Source organism: Massilia sp. LXY-5 (genome assembly GCF_059801075.1).
Genome location: NZ_JBNNEH010000001.1, coordinates 1 through 19,114, shown reverse-complemented (window position 1 = coordinate 19,114; position 19,114 = coordinate 1). Strand labels below are relative to the sequence as shown.

Here is a 19,114-nt window from a genome sequence, read left to right as displayed (position 1 = left end):
TATCTCACTCGATAATCCCGCACACAATCCGCGCCCCGCCCCCGCCGAGCGGCGCGGGATGATCCGCATGATTATCCCCACCCGCGTGCACCATCAGCGCCTTGCCGCGCACATCCGCGAGTTTGAGGCGCGGCGCCAGCACCGGATTGTTCGCCGCCCCCGAGCTTTCGACATACAGCGCCGGCAGATCGCCGATGTGTCCATCTCCCCATGGCAGGCCATGCTTCTTGCTGCCCGTCGTGTCCAGGTGCGCGCCCGCCGCCCCTGCCGGCACCGGCTTGCCATCCTTCTGGTTGGTGGCGCAGCTGCCGTTCTCGTGCACGTGGAAGCCGTGAATACCCGGCGGCAGGCCGGTCAGGGCCGGCGTGAACACCAGGCCGAATTTCGATTCGCTGATCGTCACGGTGCCGCTCGACTTGCCGACGCCGGCCTCCGACACCGCATTCATCGTCGCGCGCATCTCGGCCGCGTGCACGGCCGCCGCCGCGTAGCTCGAGCAGAGTACCAATGCGCAGATCCATTGAGCTTTCATGTCACTCCCTTTCAGTCATCCGGTTATTGAACGAAACGGGCCAACCGGATCAGTGTAGTGCATTCGAACCGATGAGGGAGTCCGGCTCACGGCACCGGCTCAGCGATCGGGACGCACTCCGGTGAACCAGGCGACCGCTTCCAGCGCCACCTCCGGCGGAATCACGTGGCCGCCTTCGAACTCGCGGTAGGTCAAGCCATACCCCGCAGCCTGCAACTGCTGCGCGATCCGGCGCCCGCAGGGGTCGATCGGCAGCACGGTGTCGCCGGCGCCGTGGGACACGAAAATCTGCGGCCGGCCCCGCTCGTCGATGGGGCCGATGAAGCCGGGCGAGAACGCCAGCACATGGGTGAACAAGTCGCCATTGGCCAGCCCCAGCGTCAGCGCATACGAGGCGCCGTCCGAAAAGCCGCCGATGCCGATATGCGCCGGGTCGATCGCATAATGCCTGAACACGTAGTCGAGCGAGCGGTCGGCCAGGGCGAGGTCGGCTCCGTAGGCGCGGCGGGCGATGATGTCCCAGGTGGAGGCGTGCGAGGCCGGCGCCACCAGGATCAAATTGGCTTTGTCGGCCAGGTGCAGCAGGATGCGCAAGCCGTCGTGGGCATGGCCGCCGGCGCCGTGCAGCAGCAGCACCAGGGGCAGCGGCTGTTCGGGGCGGTAATGCGGCGGCACATAGATATAACTGTCGCGCCGGCTGCCCAGTCCGAGCTTTTGCAGGCCGGGTTCGAACGGCGGCGGGTGGGCGTTGCGCGTCGTATAAGTCGTGCTGAGATGGCCTCGGTCGTTCATTGCCGCCCTCCTTCGTCGCGTCGGCAGGAGCAGTGTAGGACGGGGCGCCCACGCGCGGCGCGAGGTTTACTGGTGCAGCGCCCTCGCGAGTTCGTCGAGCACACTGTCGGTGTCCCTGATCGTCGCGTAATCGCTCATCAGGTTGGCGAGTGCCATCGCGTGCACCTCATCCGCGCTGCGCTGCACGCCCGCGTAATCGCGCAGCGCGTACGCGAAGGTTGCGTCGGAGACGACGACGGTGTTGAAACCCAGGTTGCCGGCCGTGCGGGCGCTCGCTTCCACGGAGTTATTCGTGCTGACGCCGGCCAGCACGAGCTCGTTCAGCCCGCGCACGCGCAGCCAGCGCTCGAGCGCGCTGTTGATAAACGCGTCCGGGACGTTCTTCTCGACCACGTGTTCATGCGCCAGTGGTGTCAACGCTTCCTGGAACTCGGCGCCGGATTGGCCGGGCGCGAACAGGGAAGTCGACGAGCGCGAGATGTGGCGCACGTGGACGACCGGCGCTCCGGCCTTGCGCCAGGCCTGCAAAAGCCGGGCGATGTTGTCTTCCGCCTGCGGGTTGTTGCGGCTGCCCGCCGCGGGATCGGCCATGCCCTTTTGCATGTCGATGATGATGAGGCAAGGCTTGTTCATGGGTCGGGTCCCTGGCGAGTCAGTTGAGTTTCAGCTGCCAGTAGCCGACATCGACCCAGCGCCCGAATTTCAGTCCCACTTCGCTGAAGTGCGCAACCTTCGTAAAACCCAGCCGCTCGTGCAGGCGCACGCTCGCTTCGTTCGGCTGGGCGATGCCGCCGATGACGAGGTGCAACTTTCGCCGGCGCAGTTCGGCCAGCAGGGCTTCGTACAGCGCCGTGCCAGATCCCTTGCCGGCGTAGTCCGGGTCGAGATACACCGAGCTTTCGACGGCAAAGCGGTAGGCAGCGCGCACGCGCCATTTAATGGCGTAGGCGTAGCCGATCAGCTTGTCGCCATCGAGCATGACCAGCCAGGGCAGGTTCGCCTCGCCGACGTCCGCGATGCGCTTGGCCATGTCGGCCGGCGCTACCGGCTGCTCTTCAAAGGAGATCGTCGTGGTCGCGATGTAGTGGTTATAGATGGTGCAGATGCGCTCGGCATCGGCGAGAGTGGCGAGACAGATGGTTCGGGTCGAGGTCATGGCGGGACGGGCTCGGCGTTAAGTGCACATCAGACAACTATCCTCCAATAATAACGTGCATTCACGTTAAGTAGCCATTCAATCTGGGTAACTTATTGTCCAGCCAGAAATCGACGAAAAGAAGTCCCTCGCATGACCGATGCTTGAGATAAGACGTTACACCATGCAAATGGCGTTAGTCATATCGCATAACCCAGGCAGAATTGTAAACCGAATAATACCTATTGGGCACACTTTAGTAACAATTCAGTTGTTGACCAAGCCTTGCTATAGCGTAAAAATGAACGCTTGTTTTTTCTAGGAACGATAATGGTTAAGAACGTCGCAGTTGTCTTTGTCCATGGGTTCACCGGGGGATCCGACACTTGGAAAAATCCAACAGGAACCTTGTTCTCCGAGATGCTTGCCCTGGACCCAAAGTTGGCGAATGATTTTGATTTCTTTACGTTCGATTACTTTACAAAAGCGGTAGACATCTTTCAGTCGCTACCTGTCCAAAAACTCCTTACTAAAATACCTTTTGTTCAAAAAATATTTGGAATCCAAGGAAAGGTACGCTCTAACCGGCCCTTGGCCAAACTGAGCGAGGAACTGTCTAGTTATCTGGCAATAAGCTTGGGTGACTACGAGGAAGTTATTTTAGTCGCGCACAGTATGGGTGGCTTGATTGCGAAAGGCACGATCCTCAATCGCGAACATGGTTACGGACCCGCCCCAATAGGTTTTGTCTCGGTTGCAGTTCCACACAAAGGCGCTCTTGGGGCACTTCTTTTCGGCGGACTGAACGTCAATGCTAACGAACTATCTCCACTATCTGAATACAACGACGCACTGAACGAAAGTTGGGCACAAATGAAAGACAAGCTCCCTCCGAGCTTATATCTGATAGCACAACACGACGAGTTTGTTTCTCCCGTTAGCGCCTTACCATTCCCTGTACCTCAAAAACAAAAAGCGACGGTACCGCACGATCATACATCGATCGCTAAGCCTCAGAACGAAAAGGATCTCGCCTATTTAGCGGTCAAACGTTTTCTAACTGATTTAGCCTATCAACGCCAGATGAAGTCTCTTGCTTCTACAGTCGCGTCAATGAAAACCCCCTCGTATGAGAAAGAAATCTTCGTACTAAAAATGATGACAACCGGCATCAAAACTCACGGCGTAAAAGATGCCAAAAATTGTTTCTTTAACGCAGAAATAATTTCCAAGAGCGCCAACAAGATCGACTTGCAGGAAATCAAGCTGTTACAGGCCAAAGTTCTAAGTCTCTATCAGCAAAAATACAACGAATGCAGTGAATCTGAAATGAGCCCAAATCAGATATTCGCGGCCGTTCATTCTGAGATTGTTCACCAAGACAGTGCTGCATTGAAGTCAAGCGTTGAATATTTTAACTTCTTGCATAAAAAAGGCTTGCTCCACCAAGTCGCCAATGATTTGGGCGACGATGTCATCTGGGCGGACGATACCGATTTCGAAAAGATTAAAGCTACGTTAACGCAATGAACACCATTGACTTCCGCGACGAATTTTACAGTAAGTCGCTAAGGCGACTCATAATCATCTCAACACTATCATCGAGAAAAAAATTTAACGAAGGCGTGCCGAAGCGCGTCGCGATAATTGCCGACTTTTTGCTATGCAACCCACGAGCGCTACAAAGCTTTCTAGAGAGCTTCGGCAAGCCCCAACAATCTCTCCGAATAAACGAACTCCTATATCCAGACAATATCGCAAACGGCGCGGTAGACGATGATGGCGATTTTGGGCGAACTATCGCATTTTTAAATAGGTTAGGACTAGTAGCTGTTAAGCGACTTGAGGGTGAGATTACGCTAACGTCCGCGTGGAAATCCCCTCGAATCCCAACCCCACTTATGGAAGAGTGGGAATACAATCTATCAGAAATAGGCTCGCTTCTGGCGTCGCGTTCAGAAAATGTCCTCTATAAGAAAATATTAGGAATTAGATAAATGAACAAAAGTCCATACCTCATTGTCCAACAGCTCATAGTAAAAGGTCCAACGAACATTTACACTTTCGAGTTTTCCGAAGGCGTAAATTTAATTTGGGGCGATATGGATTGTGGAAAGTCTAGCATTCTCAACCTGATCGATTACTGCCTTGGTGGAAAAAACGAGCGGTTGCTTTTCGCGGAAATGAAGCATCATGGCAGGCTTGCGTGCCTCGAAATTAATCTGAACGGGACAGTATGCACTTTTGAGAGGGAGATTCATTCGCCTTCAAGCCCTATCCGGGCCTATCTTCAAAACTACGAGAGTATTCGAAAAACATTTCCAAAATTAATGTCGGCATCGCCTCAAGACAAGACGGCGCCGGATGGCTGGATTTCCGACTTTCTTCTCGCGACCTTAGGAATTCCTCAGGTAAGCATTAAGGAGTCCCGCCTTCGTGACGATTCAGATTCCGATCGGCTTAGCTTTCGGGATTTAATGAAATTGATGTATCTTAAACAAACAAAAATTGGATCGGAATCGCTCCTCGATAACGGTAACGGTGCAGTATTCAATAAGAACGTCGAGGTGCAAAAGTTTGTCTACAATGTTTATGATGAGCAGTTAACCCAGCTGCATAAAGATTTAGGACTGGCAAGCGCACAGCTCAATGAACTGAGAAATAATGAATCGTCGATCCGGCGTTTCTTAAAAGAGATTCAGATAGACCCGCAGTCATTCGAGGACTTGGAGCAAAAATGCGATACGATCGAGAGCTCTGTCGAAGAGTTCAATATGCAAATAGAAAGCTTGAAAAACGATTTTTCTTTCACTAACGAAATAAGTGCTGAAATTGGAAATGCAATCAGAGAAATGACTGCGAGAATCAATGCGGTTTCCGTCGAAAGACGGAACTCCGACCGGGAATATGATAGCTTTGCTCGGTTGCGAAATACTTACTCATTTGATTTGGAAACGCTTCGGACATCGGAAGTAGCCCGGGAGTACTTGGGCGAATATAGTGCCGACCATAAGGTACCTTGTCCCCTTTGCGCTCAAGCTGTGTCGGTGTCAGATGCTGACGTTATTGAGGGTGAAGAACTCGCACTCCTTTCGAAATCTTTAAGCAACAGATTTGCTGGTGTCGACGAGATGTTAGTACAACTTCGGGATAAGCAGGCCGTGCTAGATTCAGAAGAACGTGATCTGCAATATCAGCTGAAAGAGGCGAAACGAAGCTTTGATGAGAACAATATTACATCGATTTCGCCCTTAGTCTCTTCTATACAAGCACTTGAGTCGGCCAAGGCCACTGCAGCTAACGAACTTAACGAACTTCGAAAAAACGCACGTATCGCGAACAAGTATGGTGAGGTCGGAACTCAGATTGAAAGTCAGGTCCTACTCATCGAGCGAATCAAAACCTCCATTAAAATTATTCAGGAGAAACTAATCGGGCTGGCGGAAGTAGTTGAGAAATTGACGTCGTTCTTTCATGATTACTTACGGAAGAGTGGGCTTCAAAACGTCTTTGGAGTTGATATCGACCGGAGATTTACCCCTTGGTTCCGAGACATCAGTTACTACAATACGTCCTCAGGAGGCGTTCGTACAATTACGTCGATTGGCTCATATTTTATTCGACTTCGATATACGCTTGCCGAGCATACAAATCTTCCTTCGTTCTTGATGATCGACACCCCTGGACAGAATATCGGGAGGCATCGCGATACGGACGACGCGTCGGAGGTCTCCGACCCGAAATTATACGAAAACATTTTCTCGCAGCTTATTTCTCTTTCCAAGCTCGCCAAATCGAACAACAATTTCTGCCAGATTATTATTGTAGATAATGACTTCCCTGAAGCGTTTGCAGACGAATCCGAGCTAACAGTGGTAAAGCAGTTTAGCAAACGCGGCACCGCTGAAAAAGGTCTTTTTTGGGACGCTGATTCTAGTCAGAACGGTCCGCAATAACTAATTTTCGCTGTTTGGACGCATTTCGAAATGGTCGCGTTATAGTTCGCTAATCCGTCGCGCAAAAAAAAACGGCACCCCTCAGGGTGCCGTTTAACTAGCTAGCAACTACTCAGCAATCGAACCGATCACTCCGCGTCACCATGATGCTCAGCCGGAGCCGCCGCATTCTGCTGGTCTTCCATCGCCTGCAGTTCGGCAGCCATGTTCGCCTTCTCCTGCTGTAGCAGTGCCTGGCGCTCTTCCGCCTCCCACACTTCCTTCTCCTTGCGGGCGCGGTGGAATGCCAGACCGGTACCGCCAGGAATCAGGCGGCCGACGATGACGTTTTCCTTCAGGCCGCGCAGGCCGTCGCGCTTGCCCATGATCGCCGCTTCGGTCAGCACGCGGGTGGTTTCCTGGAACGATGCGGCCGAGATGAACGAATCGGTCGACAGCGATGCCTTGGTAATACCCAGCAGCACGTTTTCGTAGGTTGCCGGCAGCTTGCCCGCGGCTTCCATGCGGTCGTTCTCTTCCAGCAGCTCCGAACGCTCCACCTGCTCGCCGACGATGTAGTCGGTGTCGCCGGCTTCGACGATCGCCACACGGCGCAGCATCTGACGGACGATGACTTCGATGTGCTTGTCGTTAATCTTAACGCCCTGCAGTCGATAAACGTCCTGCACTTCGTCGACGATGTAACGGGCCAGCGCTTCGATACCCAGCAGGCGCAGGATATCCTGCGGATCGGCCGGACCATCGACGATCATCTCGCCCTTGTTCACGACTTGACCGTCGTGGACCAGCACTTGCTTGTCCTTGGTGATCAGGAACTCGTGCTTGTTGCCGTCCATGTCCGTGATTTCCAGACGCTGCTTGCCCTTCGTTTCCTTACCGAAGGCCACCGTACCGGTGACTTCCGCCAGCATGCCCGCGTCTTTCGGCGAACGTGCTTCGAACAGTTCGGCAACGCGCGGCAGACCACCGGTAATGTCGCGGGTCTTCTGCGATTCGGTCGGGATACGTGCCAGCACTTCACCCACCGAGACAGCTTGTCCGTCTTTCACCATGATCAGCGAGCCGACCTGGAAACCGATCGTCACGGCGTGTTCGGTGCCGGCGATCTTGACTTCCTGGTTCTGTTCGTTCAGCAGTTTGACCTGCGGACGCAGCACTTTACCGGCCGAGCCACGACGCTTCGGATCGATCGCGACCAGGGTCGACAGACCGGTCACTTCGTCGACCTGGCGCGCGACGGTGACGCCCTCTTCCACGTTCTCGAAGCGGATCGTACCGGCGTACTCGGTAATGATCGGACGGGTCAGCGGATCCCAGGTTGCCAGGGCCGTACCGGCCTTGACTTGCTGGCCATCCTTGACGATCAGGGTCGCACCGTACGGCACCTTGTGGCGCTCGCGCTCGCGGCCATGGTCGTCCGTGATCAGGACTTCGCCCGAACGCGAGATGACGATCTGCGAACCCTTGCCGTTGGTGACGTAACGCATCGTCGCCGTGAAGCGGATCGTGCCGTTCGACTTGGCTTCGACCGACGAGGCCACTGCCGCACGCGATGCCGCACCACCGATGTGGAAGGTACGCATGGTCAGCTGGGTACCCGGCTCACCGATCGACTGGGCTGCCACGACGCCGACTGCTTCGCCACTGTTCACCATCGAACCGCGGCCGAGGTCACGGCCGTAGCAATGTGCGCACAGGCCATAACGGGTGTCGCAGTTCAGCGGCGTACGGACTTTCACCTCATCGATGCCGAGGCGCTCGATCTCTTCGACCATGTCTTCGTCCAGCAGCGTGCCGGCCGGGTACACGGTTTCCTGGGTTTCAGGATTGACGACATCGGTGCCCGTCACGCGGCCGAGGATACGGTCGCGCAGCGCTTCGATGACTTCACCGCCTTCGACCATCGCCTTCATGTGCGTGCCGTTGGTGGTGCCGCAATCGTCCTCGATCACCACCAGATCCTGGGTCACGTCGACCAGGCGGCGGGTCAGGTAACCCGAGTTTGCGGTCTTCAGCGCGGTGTCGGCCAGACCCTTACGGGCGCCGTGCGTCGAGATGAAGTACTGCAACACGTTCAGGCCTTCGCGGAAGTTCGCGGTAATCGGCGTTTCGATAATCGAACCGTCCGGTTTCGCCATCAGGCCGCGCATACCGGCCAGCTGGCGAATCTGGGCTGCCGAACCACGGGCGCCCGAGTCGGCCATCATGTAAATCGCGTTGAACGATTCCTGGGTGCCTTCGGTACCGTCACGACGGGTGACCGGCTCGACTTTCAGCTGGTCCATCATCGCCTTGCCGACTTCATCGGAGGTCTTGCCCCAGATGTCGACGACCTTGTTGTAACGCTCGCCGGCCGTGACCAGACCCGAGCTGTACTGCTGCTCGATCTGCTTCACTTCCGCTTCGGCGGTCGCGATCATGCCCTTCTTGACGTCCGGGATCATCATGTCGTCGACGGCGATCGAGATACCGGCGCGCGTCGCCAGGCGGAAGCCCGACTGCATCAGCTTGTCGGCAAACACGACGGTCGCACGCAGGCCGCACTTGCGGAACGACGTGTTGATCAGCTTCGAGATTTCCTTCTTCTTCAGGGCGCGGTTCAGCACCGAGAATGGCAGGCCCTTCGGCAGGATCTCGGACAGGATGGCACGGCCGACGGTCGTTTCGTAACGCGTGACGGTGCGCTCGAACTCGTCGCTGCCGGCAACACGTGGGTACTCGACGATACGCACGGTGATGCGGGTCGCCAGTTCGACTTCCTTGTTGTCGTAGGCGCGGATGACTTCCGACACGTCCGGGAACAGCATGCCCTCGCCCTTGGCGTTGATCGCCTCGCGCGTCGCGTAGTACAGACCCAGCACGATATCCTGCGACGGCACGATCGACGGCTCGCCGTTCGACGGGAACAGGATGTTGTTCGACGCCAGCATCAGGGTACGCGCTTCCATCTGCGCTTCGATCGACAGCGGCACGTGGACTGCCATCTGGTCACCGTCGAAGTCGGCGTTGAACGCCGCGCAGACCAGCGGGTGCAGCTGGATGGCTTTACCTTCGATCAGGACCGGCTCGAACGCCTGGATACCGAGACGGTGCAGGGTTGGTGCACGGTTCAGCATGACCGGGTGTTCTTTGATGACGTCTTCCAGGATGTCCCAGACCACCGGTTCCTGGATTTCGACCAGCTTCTTCGCCGCCTTGATGGTCGTCGCCAGACCCATCAGTTCGAGCTTGTTGAAGATGAACGGCTTGAACAGTTCCAGGGCCATCAGCTTCGGCAGGCCGCACTGGTGCAGTTTCAGCTGCGGACCGACCACGATGACCGAACGGCCCGAGTAGTCGACGCGCTTGCCCAGCAGGTTCTGACGGAAACGGCCGCCCTTACCCTTGATCATCTCGGCCAGCGACTTCAGCGGACGCTTGTTGGCGCCGGTCATCGCTTTGCCGCGACGGCCGTTGTCCAGCAGCGAGTCGACTGCTTCCTGCAGCATGCGCTTTTCGTTACGCGTAATGATTTCCGGCGCGCGCAGTTCCATCAGGCGCTTCAGGCGGTTATTACGGTTGATGACGCGGCGATACAGGTCGTTCAGGTCGGAGGTCGCGAAACGGCCGCCATCCAGCGGGACGAGCGGACGCAGCTCCGGCGGCAGGACCGGGAGCACTTCCATGATCATCCAGTCAGGCTTGATGCCCGAACGCTGGAATGCCTCGAGCACTTTCAGGCGCTTGGCGTATTTCTTGATCTTGGCTTCGGATTTCGATTCCTTCAGTTCCACGCGCAGGGCTTCGGCATCGCGGTGGATGTCGATCGAGCGCAGCAGTTCACGGATACCTTCGGCGCCCATGTAGGCGGTGAAGTCGTCGCCGTACTCTTCGTACTTGGCGGCGTAATCGTCTTCCGACATGATCTGGCACTTCTTCAGCGGGGTCATGCCAGGATCGGTCACGACATATGCTTCGAAGTACAACACGCGTTCGATGTCGCGCAGCGTCATGTCCAGGACCATGCCCAGGCGCGACGGCAGCGACTTCAGGAACCAGATGTGCGCGGTTGGCGATGCCAGTTCGATGTGGCCCATGCGCTCACGGCGCACTTTGGCGAGCGTGACTTCGACGCCGCACTTTTCGCAGATGACGCCGCGGTGCTTCAGGCGCTTGTACTTGCCGCACAGGCATTCGTAATCCTTGATCGGGCCAAAGATCTTGGCGCAGAACAAGCCGTCACGCTCAGGCTTGAACGTACGGTAGTTGATGGTCTCGGGCTTCTTGACTTCACCGAACGACCACGAACGAATTTTTTCGGGCGACGCCAGGCCAATCTTGATGGCGTCGAAGCTTTCATTTTGCTGTACTTGCTTGAATAGATCGAGCAGTGCTTTCATGTATCACTCCAGAGGTGACTAAATTTCTATTTCGGGGTGCATCGTGCACCCCAAACCAATCGGGTAATCGGGAAGGGAAAGGCTCCCCTTCCCTACCTTCTTAGTTACGCTCGAGGTCGATATCGATACCCAGCGAGCGGATTTCCTTGACCAGCACGTTGAACGATTCAGGCATGCCGGCGTCGATCACGTGGTCACCCTTGACCAGGTTCTCGTACACCTTGGTACGGCCGTTCACGTCATCCGACTTCACAGTCAGCATTTCCTGCAGCACGTACGATGCGCCGTACGCTTCCAGTGCCCACACCTCCATCTCACCGAAGCGCTGGCCACCGAACTGGGCTTTACCGCCCAGCGGCTGCTGCGTCACCAGCGAGTACGGACCGGTCGAACGCGCGTGCATCTTGTCGTCGACCAGGTGGTGCAGCTTCAGCATGTGCATGTAGCCGACGGTGACCTTGCGCTCGAACGCTTCGCCGGTGCGGCCGTCGTACATCGTGACCTGGTTCTTCGATGGCGTCATGCCGAGGTGCGCTGCGATGTGGTCCGGGTAAGCCAGGTCCAGCATGCGGTGAATCTCGGTCTCGTGCGCGCCGTCGAAGACCGGCGTTGCGAACGGCACACCCTTCTTCAGGTTGCCGGCCAGGCCCATGATTTCTTCGTCGCTGAAGCCGTCCAGGTCTTCCTTCTTGCCGGTCTCGTTATAGACCTGGCCCAGGAAGCCACGGACTTCTTCGACGGCTGCCTGCTTCTGCAGCATTTCGCCGATACGCAGGCCCAGGCCCTTCGCCGCCCAACCGAGGTGGGTTTCGAGGATCTGGCCGACGTTCATACGCGACGGAACGCCCAGCGGGTTCAGCACGACGTCGGCCGGGGTGCCGTCCGCCATGAACGGCATGTCTTCCACCGGCACGATACGCGAGACTACACCCTTGTTACCGTGACGACCTGCCATCTTGTCGCCCGACTGCAGGCGGCGCTTGACGGCCAGGTAGACCTTGACCATCTTCTGCACGCCAGGCTGCAGCTCGTCGCCTTGCGTCAGCTTCTTGCGCTTCTCTTCGAAGGCCAGGTCGTACTGGTGGCGCTTCTCGTTGATCGATTCCTTGATCGCTTCCAGTGCGTTGGCGCTTTCGTCGTCGGCTGGACGGATGTCGAACCAGTGGAACTTGTCCAGGTCAGCCAGGTATTCCGACGTAATAACCGCACCTTTCGCCAGCTTCTTCGGGCCGCCGTTGACGACCTTACCCACCAGCATACGCTCCAGACGCTGGAAGGCGTCGCCCTCCACGATACGCATCTGGTCGTTCAGGTCCAGGCGGAAACGCTTCAGCTCATCGTCGATGATCTGCTGTGCACGCTTGTCGCGGGTGATGCCTTCGCGGGTGAACACCTGCACGTCGATCACGGTGCCGACCATGCCCGAAGGCACGCGCAGCGAGGTGTCTTTCACGTCCGACGCTTTTTCGCCGAAGATCGCGCGCAGCAGCTTCTCTTCAGGCGTCAGTTGCGTCTCGCCCTTCGGCGTGACTTTACCGACCAGCACGTCGCCGGCGGTGACTTCGGCGCCGATGTAGACGATGCCCGATTCATCCAGGCGCGCCAGCTGGTTTTCAGCCAGGTTCGAGATGTCGCGGGTGATTTCTTCCGCGCCCAGCTTGGTGTCGCGCGCGACAACCGACAGCTCTTCGATGTGGATCGAGGTGTAACGGTCGTCCTTGACGACGTTTTCCGAGATCAGGATCGAGTCCTCGAAGTTCAGGCCGTTCCACGGCATGAACGCGACCAGCATGTTCTGGCCCAGGGCCAGTTCGCCCAGGTCGGTCGATGCGCCGTCGGCAATCACGTCGCCACGGGCAACGCGGTCCCCAACCTGCACGATCGGACGCTGGTTGATGTTGGTGTTCTGGTTCGAACGGGTGTACTTGATCAGGTTATAGATGTCGACACCGACTTCACCGGCTTGCGCCTCGTCGTCGTTGACACGAATAACCACACGGCCCGCGTCGATGTAATCGACGACGCCGCCACGCACAGCCTGCACGGTGGTGCCCGAGTCGACTGCCACGGTGCGCTCGATACCGGTACCGACCAGCGCCTTTTCAGGACGCAGGCAGGGAACGGCCTGACGCTGCATGTTCGCGCCCATCAGTGCACGGTTCGCGTCATCGTGCTCGAGGAACGGAATCAGCGAAGCGGCGACCGAGACGATCTGGCCAGGCGCGACGTCCATGTACTGGATGCGCTCAGGCGACACCAGGATGGTTTCGCCGGCTTCACGTGCCGAGACCAGTTCGTCGACCAGTTGGCCTTCTTCGTTGATCGCTGCATTCGCCTGGGCGATGATGTAGCGGCCTTCTTCGATGGCGGACAGGTAGTCGATCTTGTCGGTTACTTTTGAGCCTTCGACCTTGCGGTACGGGGTTTCCAGGAAGCCGTATTCGTTCAGGCGGGCGTACAGAGCCAGCGAGTTGATCAGGCCGATGTTCGGGCCTTCAGGCGTTTCGATCGGGCAGACGCGGCCGTAGTGGGTCGGGTGCACGTCGCGCACCTCGAAGCCGGCGCGTTCGCGGGTCAGGCCGCCAGGTCCGAGGGCGGAAACACGACGCTTGTGCGTGATTTCCGACAGCGGGTTGGTCTGGTCCATGAACTGCGACAGCTGCGACGAACCGAAGAATTCGCGGATCGCGGCCGAGATCGGCTTGCTGTTGATCAGGTCGTGCGGCATCAGGTTGTCCGCTTCGGCCTGGCCGAGGCGTTCCTTGACGGCGCGCTCAACGCGCACGAGGCCGGCGCGGAACTGGTTTTCGGCCAGTTCGCCCACGCAACGCACGCGGCGGTTACCCAGGTGATCGATATCGTCGACTTCGCCGCGGCCATTGCGCAGCTCGACCAGGATCTTGATCACGGCCAGGATGTCGTCGTTCGACAGGGTCATCGCGCCGGTCAGCTCGTCGCGACCGATGCGGCGGTTGAACTTCATGCGGCCGACGGCCGACAGGTCGTAGCGCTCAGGGCTGTAGAACAGGCCGTTGAACAGGGCTTCGACCGATTCTTCGGTTGGCGGTTCGCCAGGACGCATCATGCGGTAGATCGCCACGCGCGCGGCCATCTGGTCGGCGGTGTCGTCGGTGCGCAGGGTTTGCGAGATGTAGCCGCCTTGGTCCAGGTCGTTCGTGTACAGGGTCTGGATTGCGTCGACGTTGGCGTCGCGCAGCTTACCCAGCAGCTCGTCGGTCAGCTCGTCGTTGGCGGACGCGATGATTTCGCCGGTGTCGGCGTCGACGATGTTGCGGGCCAGGATACGGCCGATCAGGTAGTCTTCAGGAACCGAGATGGCCTTGATGCCGGCCGCGTCGATGTCGCGCACATGCTTGGCATTGATGCGCTTGTCCTTGGTGACGATGGTTTTACCCGTCTTCGGATCGACGATGTCGAAGCGCGCAACTTCGCCGCGCAGGCGTTCGGAGACGAACTCGAGTTCGCCGCCTTCGGAGCGCAGGTTGAAGTTGTCGAACACGAAGAAGTTCGCCAGGATCTGTTCCGGCGTCATGCCAATGGCCTTCAGCAGGATCGTCACCGGCATCTTGCGGCGGCGGTCGACGCGGAAGAACAGGATGTCTTTCGGGTCGAACTCGAAGTCCAGCCACGAGCCGCGGTAAGGAATGATACGTGCCGAGAACAGCAGCTTACCGGACGAGTGCGTCTTGCCGCGGTCGTGCTCGAAGAACACGCCCGGGGAACGGTGCAGCTGCGAGACGATCACACGCTCGGTACCGTTGATGACGAACGAACCGTTGGCGGTCATGAGCGGCAATTCGCCCATGTACACTTCCTGCTCTTTCATTTCCTTGACGACCGGCTTGGTTGGCGATTCCTTGTCCAGGATCACCAGACGCACCTTGGCACGGAGTGGAGAAGCGAAGGTCAGGCCACGCTGTTGGCATTCCTTGACGTCGAAGGCAGGATCGCCCAGCACGTAGGACAGGAATTCGAGACGCGCGAAGCCGTTGTGCGACACGATCGGGAAGATCGAGCTGAAAGCCGACTGCAGGCCTTCGTTCTTGCGGACGGTAGGACCAGCGTCCGCCTGCAGGAAATTCTCGTAGGATTCAAGCTGGGTAGCCAGAAGATATGGAACGTTGTGAACGTTGGCGCGCTTCGCGAACGACTTGCGAATGCGTTTCTTCTCAGTAAATGAGTAGTGCATGGACACTCCGTGAGTGACAGAAAGGATGAGAATTCAGAGATTGCCAGTGGTGGAGCGACCACATACAAGGCCTCAATTCTCTTGCTGTTCCGTCAGATGAAAAGGACAAGCGACTGCTGTGCTACGATTTGTTCGGTGCTGCGTGCCGCGTACTGCCGGGTATTACGTTTGCCGCAGGGACGACAAAAGAGCCAAAGCCGCAGCACCGCCTTCCGGCGGGGCTTGCAAGCTTTGACTCCGGCTTTGGGCACCTTGCGATGCCCATTGCTTTTGATTACTTCAGTTCGGCCTTGGCGCCAGCATCTTCCAGCTTTTTCTTGGCGGCTTCAGCGTCAGCTTTCGGCAGGGCTTCTTTCACGGTCTTCGGAGCGCCGTCGACGACGTCTTTGGCTTCCTTCAGGCCCAGGCCGGTGATTTCACGGACGGCTTTGATGACGCCGACCTTGTTCGCGCCGACTTCGGTCAGAACAACGTTGAACTCGGTCTGCTCTTCGACAGCAGCAGCAGCAGCGCCGCCGCCAGCTGCCGGTGCTGCCATTGCAGCTGCCGACACGCCGAACTTCTCTTCGAATGCCTTGACCAGTTCGTTCAGGTCCATGACGGACATTTCGCTCACTGCGTTCAGGATATCGTCTTTGCTAATTGCCATTTGAAACTCCAGATTTGTGTGTGTTTGTAGTACAGATCAGTTACTTGAGAAAAAGGGCTGCGCTTACGCTGCAGCGGTTTCTTCGGCTGCAGGAGCAGCTTCCGAACCTTCGCCTTTTTTCGCTGCCAGGGCAGCCAAGCCACGTGCAAAGCCCGACACCGGAGCCAGCATCACGCCCAACAGCTGCGAGATGAGGACTTCACGCGACGGAATGCTTGCCAACGCGGTAACACCAGCTACGTCGAGCTGCTTACCTGCGTAGTTACCGGCTTTCACGACCAGCTTGTCGTTGGTTTTCGCAAAGTCAGCGATGACTTTAGCGGCAGCAACGGCGTCGTCCGAGATCGAATAGATCAGCGGACCGGTCATGGCGTCAGCCAGCGGGGCAAACTGCGTGCCTTCGACAGAGCGGCGCGCCAGCGTGTTCTTCAGAACACGCAGGTACACACCCTGGGCACGTGCGGTTGCACGGAGTTTCGTCAAGTGACTAACCTGGATGCCACGGTACTCGGCCACGACGATCGTTTGCGCGGATGCTACTTTCGCGCTCACTTCTTCGACGACGGCCTTTTTGTCATTCAGATTAAGACCCACGGTCAATCTCCTTAATTAATGCAAACAAAAGCGTTTGCATCGGTTCGAACACGGCGTCCGAAGTTAAGAAGTCAAACTAACGCGGATGAATTCACGCAGCATGGACTACAAAACTTGTTCGGGTACACCATCTGCGTTGGGTGATGTATTAACCAGTTGCCCAACCACTGCGCCCGGCCCAACGGTCTTTGATTGCCTGCCGCAGCATGTCTGCTGCAACAGCCCAAAGATGCGCCCCGCTGATGTTTTGCGGGGACTTGATTCTTTATAAAACTTAAGCAGCCAGCGAAGCGTGGTCGACACGGACGCCTGCGCCCATCGTCGACGAGATCGCGACCTTGCGCAGGTACACGCCCTTCGAGGTGGCCGGCTTGGCCTTGTTCAGTGCGTCGATCAGTGCAGCCAGGTTGGCTTGCAGGTCGGCGTCAGCGAACGACTTGCGGCCGATCGTGGCGTGGATGATACCTGCCTTGTCGGTACGGTACTGGACCTGACCGGCTTTGGCGTTCTTCACCGCGGTGGCGACGTCAGGGGTGACGGTGCCGACCTTCGGGTTAGGCATCAGGCCGCGTGGACCCAGGATCTGGCCCAGGGTACCGACGATACGCATGGTGTCAGGCGAAGCGATGACGATGTCGAAAGGCATGTCGCCGGCTTTGACGCGCTCGGCCAGGTCTTCCATACCGACGATGTCGGCGCCGGCTGCACGTGCAGCCTCAGCCTTGTCGCCCGAAGCGAAGACAGCGACGCGCACGGTCTTGCCGGTGCCTGCTGGCAGGACGACCGAACCACGAACGACCTGGTCCGACTTCTTCGGATCCACGCCCAGCTGGATCGACACGTCGATCGACTCGTTGAACTTGGCGGTGGCGAATTCCTTGACCAGCGACACTGCGTTGTCGAAGGCGTAGACCTTGTTACGGTCGACTTTCGCTTTCATTTCTTTGACGCGCTTGGAAATCTTAGCCATTACACACCCTCCACCGTGATGCCCATCGAACGTGCCGAGCCGGCGATGATACGCACTGCGGCGTCCATGTCGGCGGCGGTCAGGTCCGGCTGCTTGGTTTTTGCGATCTCTTCGGCCTGGGCGCGGCTCAGCGTGCCAACCTTGTCGGTATGTGGCTTCGGCGAACCTTTGGTGATGCCGGCGGCTTTCTTGATCAGGTAGGTTGCCGGTGGGGTCTTCATCACGAAGGTGAAGGACTTGTCGGCGAACGCGGTGATCACGACCGGGATCGGCATGCCTGGCTCGACACCCTGGGTCTGGGCGTTGAACGCCTTGCAGAATTCCATGATGTTCAGGCCGCGCTGACCCAGCGCTGGGCCGATCGGTGGGGATGGGTTTGCTTTACCAGCTGGCACTTGCAGCTTGATAAAACCAATGATCTTCTTTGCCATGATGGCTCCTAATTGGCTTTGAGTAGTAGCGCCCCACCGCGACTACTCGCTTCGGCGGGGCTCCTCTTACCGGATTCCGCCTTGCTGCTGCGACGCTCCGATTACTGCGTTTAAACTTTTTCTACCTGCCCGAACTCGAGTTCTACCGGAGTTGCGCGGCCGAAGATGGTCACCGTCACACGCACCTTCGATTTTTCGTAGTTCACTTCCTCGACGTTGCCGTTGAAGTCGGTGAACGGGCCTTCCTTGATCCGGACCTGCTCGCCCACTTCGTACAGCACTTTCGGCCGAGGCTTCTCGACGCCTTCCTGGACCTGCTGCATGATCTTGTCGATCTCGCGCGCCGGAATCGGGGTTGGCTTGTTCGATTTGCCGCCGATGAAGCCGGTCACCTTGCTGGTGTTTTTCACCAGGTGCCAGGTCTCGTCGGTCATTTCCATCTCGACCAGCACGTAGCCAGGGAAGAAGCGGCGCTCGGTAACCGATTTGCTGCCGTTCTTGACTTCCACGACTTCTTCGGTCGGGACCAGGATCTGGCCGAACTGCTCGCTCATGCCGGCGCGCTCGATGCGCTCGGTCAGGGCGCGCATGACGCTCTTTTCCATACCCGAGTAGACATGAACGACATACCAGCGCTTGTTGCTGACCGGGACGCTCAGCGGAGCGTCCTGAGCCGGTGCGCCAGCGTCAGACGCCGGAACTTCGTCCGGCGTATTGTCTTGCACATTTTCGTTCATTATTGTTTCCACCCCAGGATCAGGTCGTACAGCAGGAATTCCAACAGCTTATCCGTGCCCCACAGGAAGATCGCCATCACGACCACGAAGGCAAACACGATCAGGGTGATCATGCGCGCTTCCTTGTGGCTCGGCCAGACGACTTTCTTGGTTTCGCGAACGGACTCTTTGGCGAAGTTCAGGAACTCGCGACCGGAAGTGGAGGACCACAAAAGCAGGACAGCAAAAACTAAACCAGCCAAGAGGGCGCCGCCGGCGACCAAGGCTGGTTTGTTCTGGCCTTTCAGGTAAAAGAACCCGATTACGCCTGCAATCGCGGCAACCACCGCCAGGACCACCTTAAACTTGTCATTCGAGGTGCTAACGGTTTGCACGGATTGATTAGACATTCTTCTTTACTTTCGGTGCTGCGCACCAGAATTCGGTGGCAGGGGCGGAGGGAATCGAACCCGCGACCTTCGGTTTTGGAGACCGACGCTCTGCCAATTGAGCTACACCCCTACGAAGACTTCAGCTGAATCGCGCATTCTACACTATACGAACGCACAGTGCAGAATGTTTTTGAAGAGGTGGTTGGCACCACCTCTTCGGCCCTACAACTTCTTTATTGCTTAGGCAATGATCTTGGCAACGACGCCGGCGCCGACGGTACGGCCGCCTTCGCGGATTGCGAAGCGCAGGCCTTCTTCCATCGCGATCGGGTTGATCAGCTTGACGGTGATCGACACG

Annotated in this window: 15 protein-coding genes and 1 tRNA gene; 2 read left to right on the top strand and 14 right to left on the bottom strand. The window is 57.6% G+C overall.

Annotation, left to right across the window (positions count from 1 at the left end):
* Positions 1-4: 4 nt before the first annotated feature.
* The 4 genes from sodC to ACI48I_RS00065 all read right to left on the bottom strand — a co-directional run bounded on the left by sodC (position 5) and on the right by ACI48I_RS00065 (position 2,480).
* Complete coding sequence (gene sodC, locus ACI48I_RS00080) at positions 5-532, bottom strand: superoxide dismutase [Cu-Zn] SodC (protein WP_498572983.1); 528 nt, start codon at positions 530-532, stop codon at positions 5-7.
* A gap of 99 nt (positions 533-631) precedes the next feature.
* On the bottom strand, positions 632-1,324 hold the full coding sequence (locus tag ACI48I_RS00075; RefSeq protein ID WP_498572982.1) for an alpha/beta hydrolase: 693 nt from the start codon (positions 1,322-1,324) through the stop codon (positions 632-634).
* A 66-nt stretch (positions 1,325-1,390) separates the two neighbouring features.
* Complete coding sequence (locus ACI48I_RS00070) at positions 1,391-1,957, bottom strand: cysteine hydrolase family protein (protein ID WP_498572981.1); 567 nt, start codon at positions 1,955-1,957, stop codon at positions 1,391-1,393.
* 19 nt (positions 1,958-1,976) lie between these two features.
* A complete protein-coding gene (locus tag ACI48I_RS00065) occupies positions 1,977-2,480 on the bottom strand; it encodes an arsinothricin resistance N-acetyltransferase ArsN1 family B (protein ID WP_498572980.1) in 504 nt (167 codons plus the stop codon).
* A gap of 309 nt (positions 2,481-2,789) precedes the next feature.
* Here ACI48I_RS00065 and ACI48I_RS00060 point away from each other — a divergent pair, with 309 nt between their 5' ends.
* Both ACI48I_RS00060 and ACI48I_RS00055 read left to right on the top strand, forming a co-directional pair.
* Positions 2,790-3,989 (top strand): ABC-three component system protein, encoded by a 1,200-nt coding sequence (locus ACI48I_RS00060; RefSeq protein ID WP_498572979.1) that lies wholly within the window; start codon positions 2,790-2,792, stop codon positions 3,987-3,989.
* A 467-nt stretch (positions 3,990-4,456) separates the two neighbouring features.
* The gene (locus tag ACI48I_RS00055) at positions 4,457-6,415 is read left to right on the top strand and encodes an AAA family ATPase (protein ID WP_498572978.1); all 1,959 of its coding nucleotides are present in this window, start codon (positions 4,457-4,459) and stop codon (positions 6,413-6,415) included.
* A gap of 128 nt (positions 6,416-6,543) precedes the next feature.
* Here the strand turns inward: ACI48I_RS00055 and rpoC are convergent, their stop codons facing one another.
* From rpoC to ACI48I_RS00005, 10 genes are all read right to left on the bottom strand, one after another.
* Positions 6,544-10,794 (bottom strand): DNA-directed RNA polymerase subunit beta', encoded by a 4,251-nt coding sequence (gene rpoC / locus ACI48I_RS00050; RefSeq protein ID WP_193688067.1) that lies wholly within the window; start codon positions 10,792-10,794, stop codon positions 6,544-6,546.
* Between the two features lie 100 nt (positions 10,795-10,894).
* A complete protein-coding gene (rpoB, locus tag ACI48I_RS00045; RefSeq protein WP_498572977.1) occupies positions 10,895-15,004 on the bottom strand; it encodes a DNA-directed RNA polymerase subunit beta in 4,110 nt (1,369 codons plus the stop codon).
* A gap of 274 nt (positions 15,005-15,278) precedes the next feature.
* Positions 15,279-15,653, bottom strand: a complete 375-nt coding sequence (gene rplL / locus ACI48I_RS00040; protein ID WP_193688065.1) for a 50S ribosomal protein L7/L12 — start codon at positions 15,651-15,653, stop codon at positions 15,279-15,281.
* A 63-nt stretch (positions 15,654-15,716) separates the two neighbouring features.
* Complete coding sequence (rplJ, locus tag ACI48I_RS00035; RefSeq protein ID WP_193688064.1) at positions 15,717-16,247, bottom strand: 50S ribosomal protein L10; 531 nt, start codon at positions 16,245-16,247, stop codon at positions 15,717-15,719.
* Positions 16,248-16,521: 274 nt separating this feature from the next.
* Positions 16,522-17,217 (bottom strand): 50S ribosomal protein L1, encoded by a 696-nt coding sequence (gene rplA, locus ACI48I_RS00030; protein ID WP_193688063.1) that lies wholly within the window; start codon positions 17,215-17,217, stop codon positions 16,522-16,524.
* Positions 17,217-17,648: a 50S ribosomal protein L11 gene (rplK, locus tag ACI48I_RS00025; protein ID WP_193688062.1), complete on the bottom strand. Its 432-nt coding sequence runs from the start codon at positions 17,646-17,648 to the stop codon at positions 17,217-17,219. The genes rplA and rplK overlap by 1 nt, the downstream gene beginning before the upstream one ends.
* Positions 17,649-17,758: 110 nt before the next feature.
* The gene (gene nusG / locus ACI48I_RS00020; protein WP_498572976.1) at positions 17,759-18,385 is read right to left on the bottom strand and encodes a transcription termination/antitermination protein NusG; all 627 of its coding nucleotides are present in this window, start codon (positions 18,383-18,385) and stop codon (positions 17,759-17,761) included.
* Complete coding sequence (secE, locus tag ACI48I_RS00015) at positions 18,385-18,774, bottom strand: preprotein translocase subunit SecE (RefSeq protein WP_193688060.1); 390 nt, start codon at positions 18,772-18,774, stop codon at positions 18,385-18,387. Before secE ends, nusG begins: the two co-directional genes overlap by 1 nt.
* Positions 18,775-18,810: 36 nt before the next feature.
* A tRNA-Trp gene (locus tag ACI48I_RS00010) sits at positions 18,811-18,886 on the bottom strand.
* A 110-nt stretch (positions 18,887-18,996) separates the two neighbouring features.
* Positions 18,997-19,114, bottom strand: a 118-nt coding sequence (locus ACI48I_RS00005) for an EF-Tu C-terminal domain-related protein (RefSeq protein ID WP_446033001.1), incomplete at its 5' end; no start/stop codon positions are given.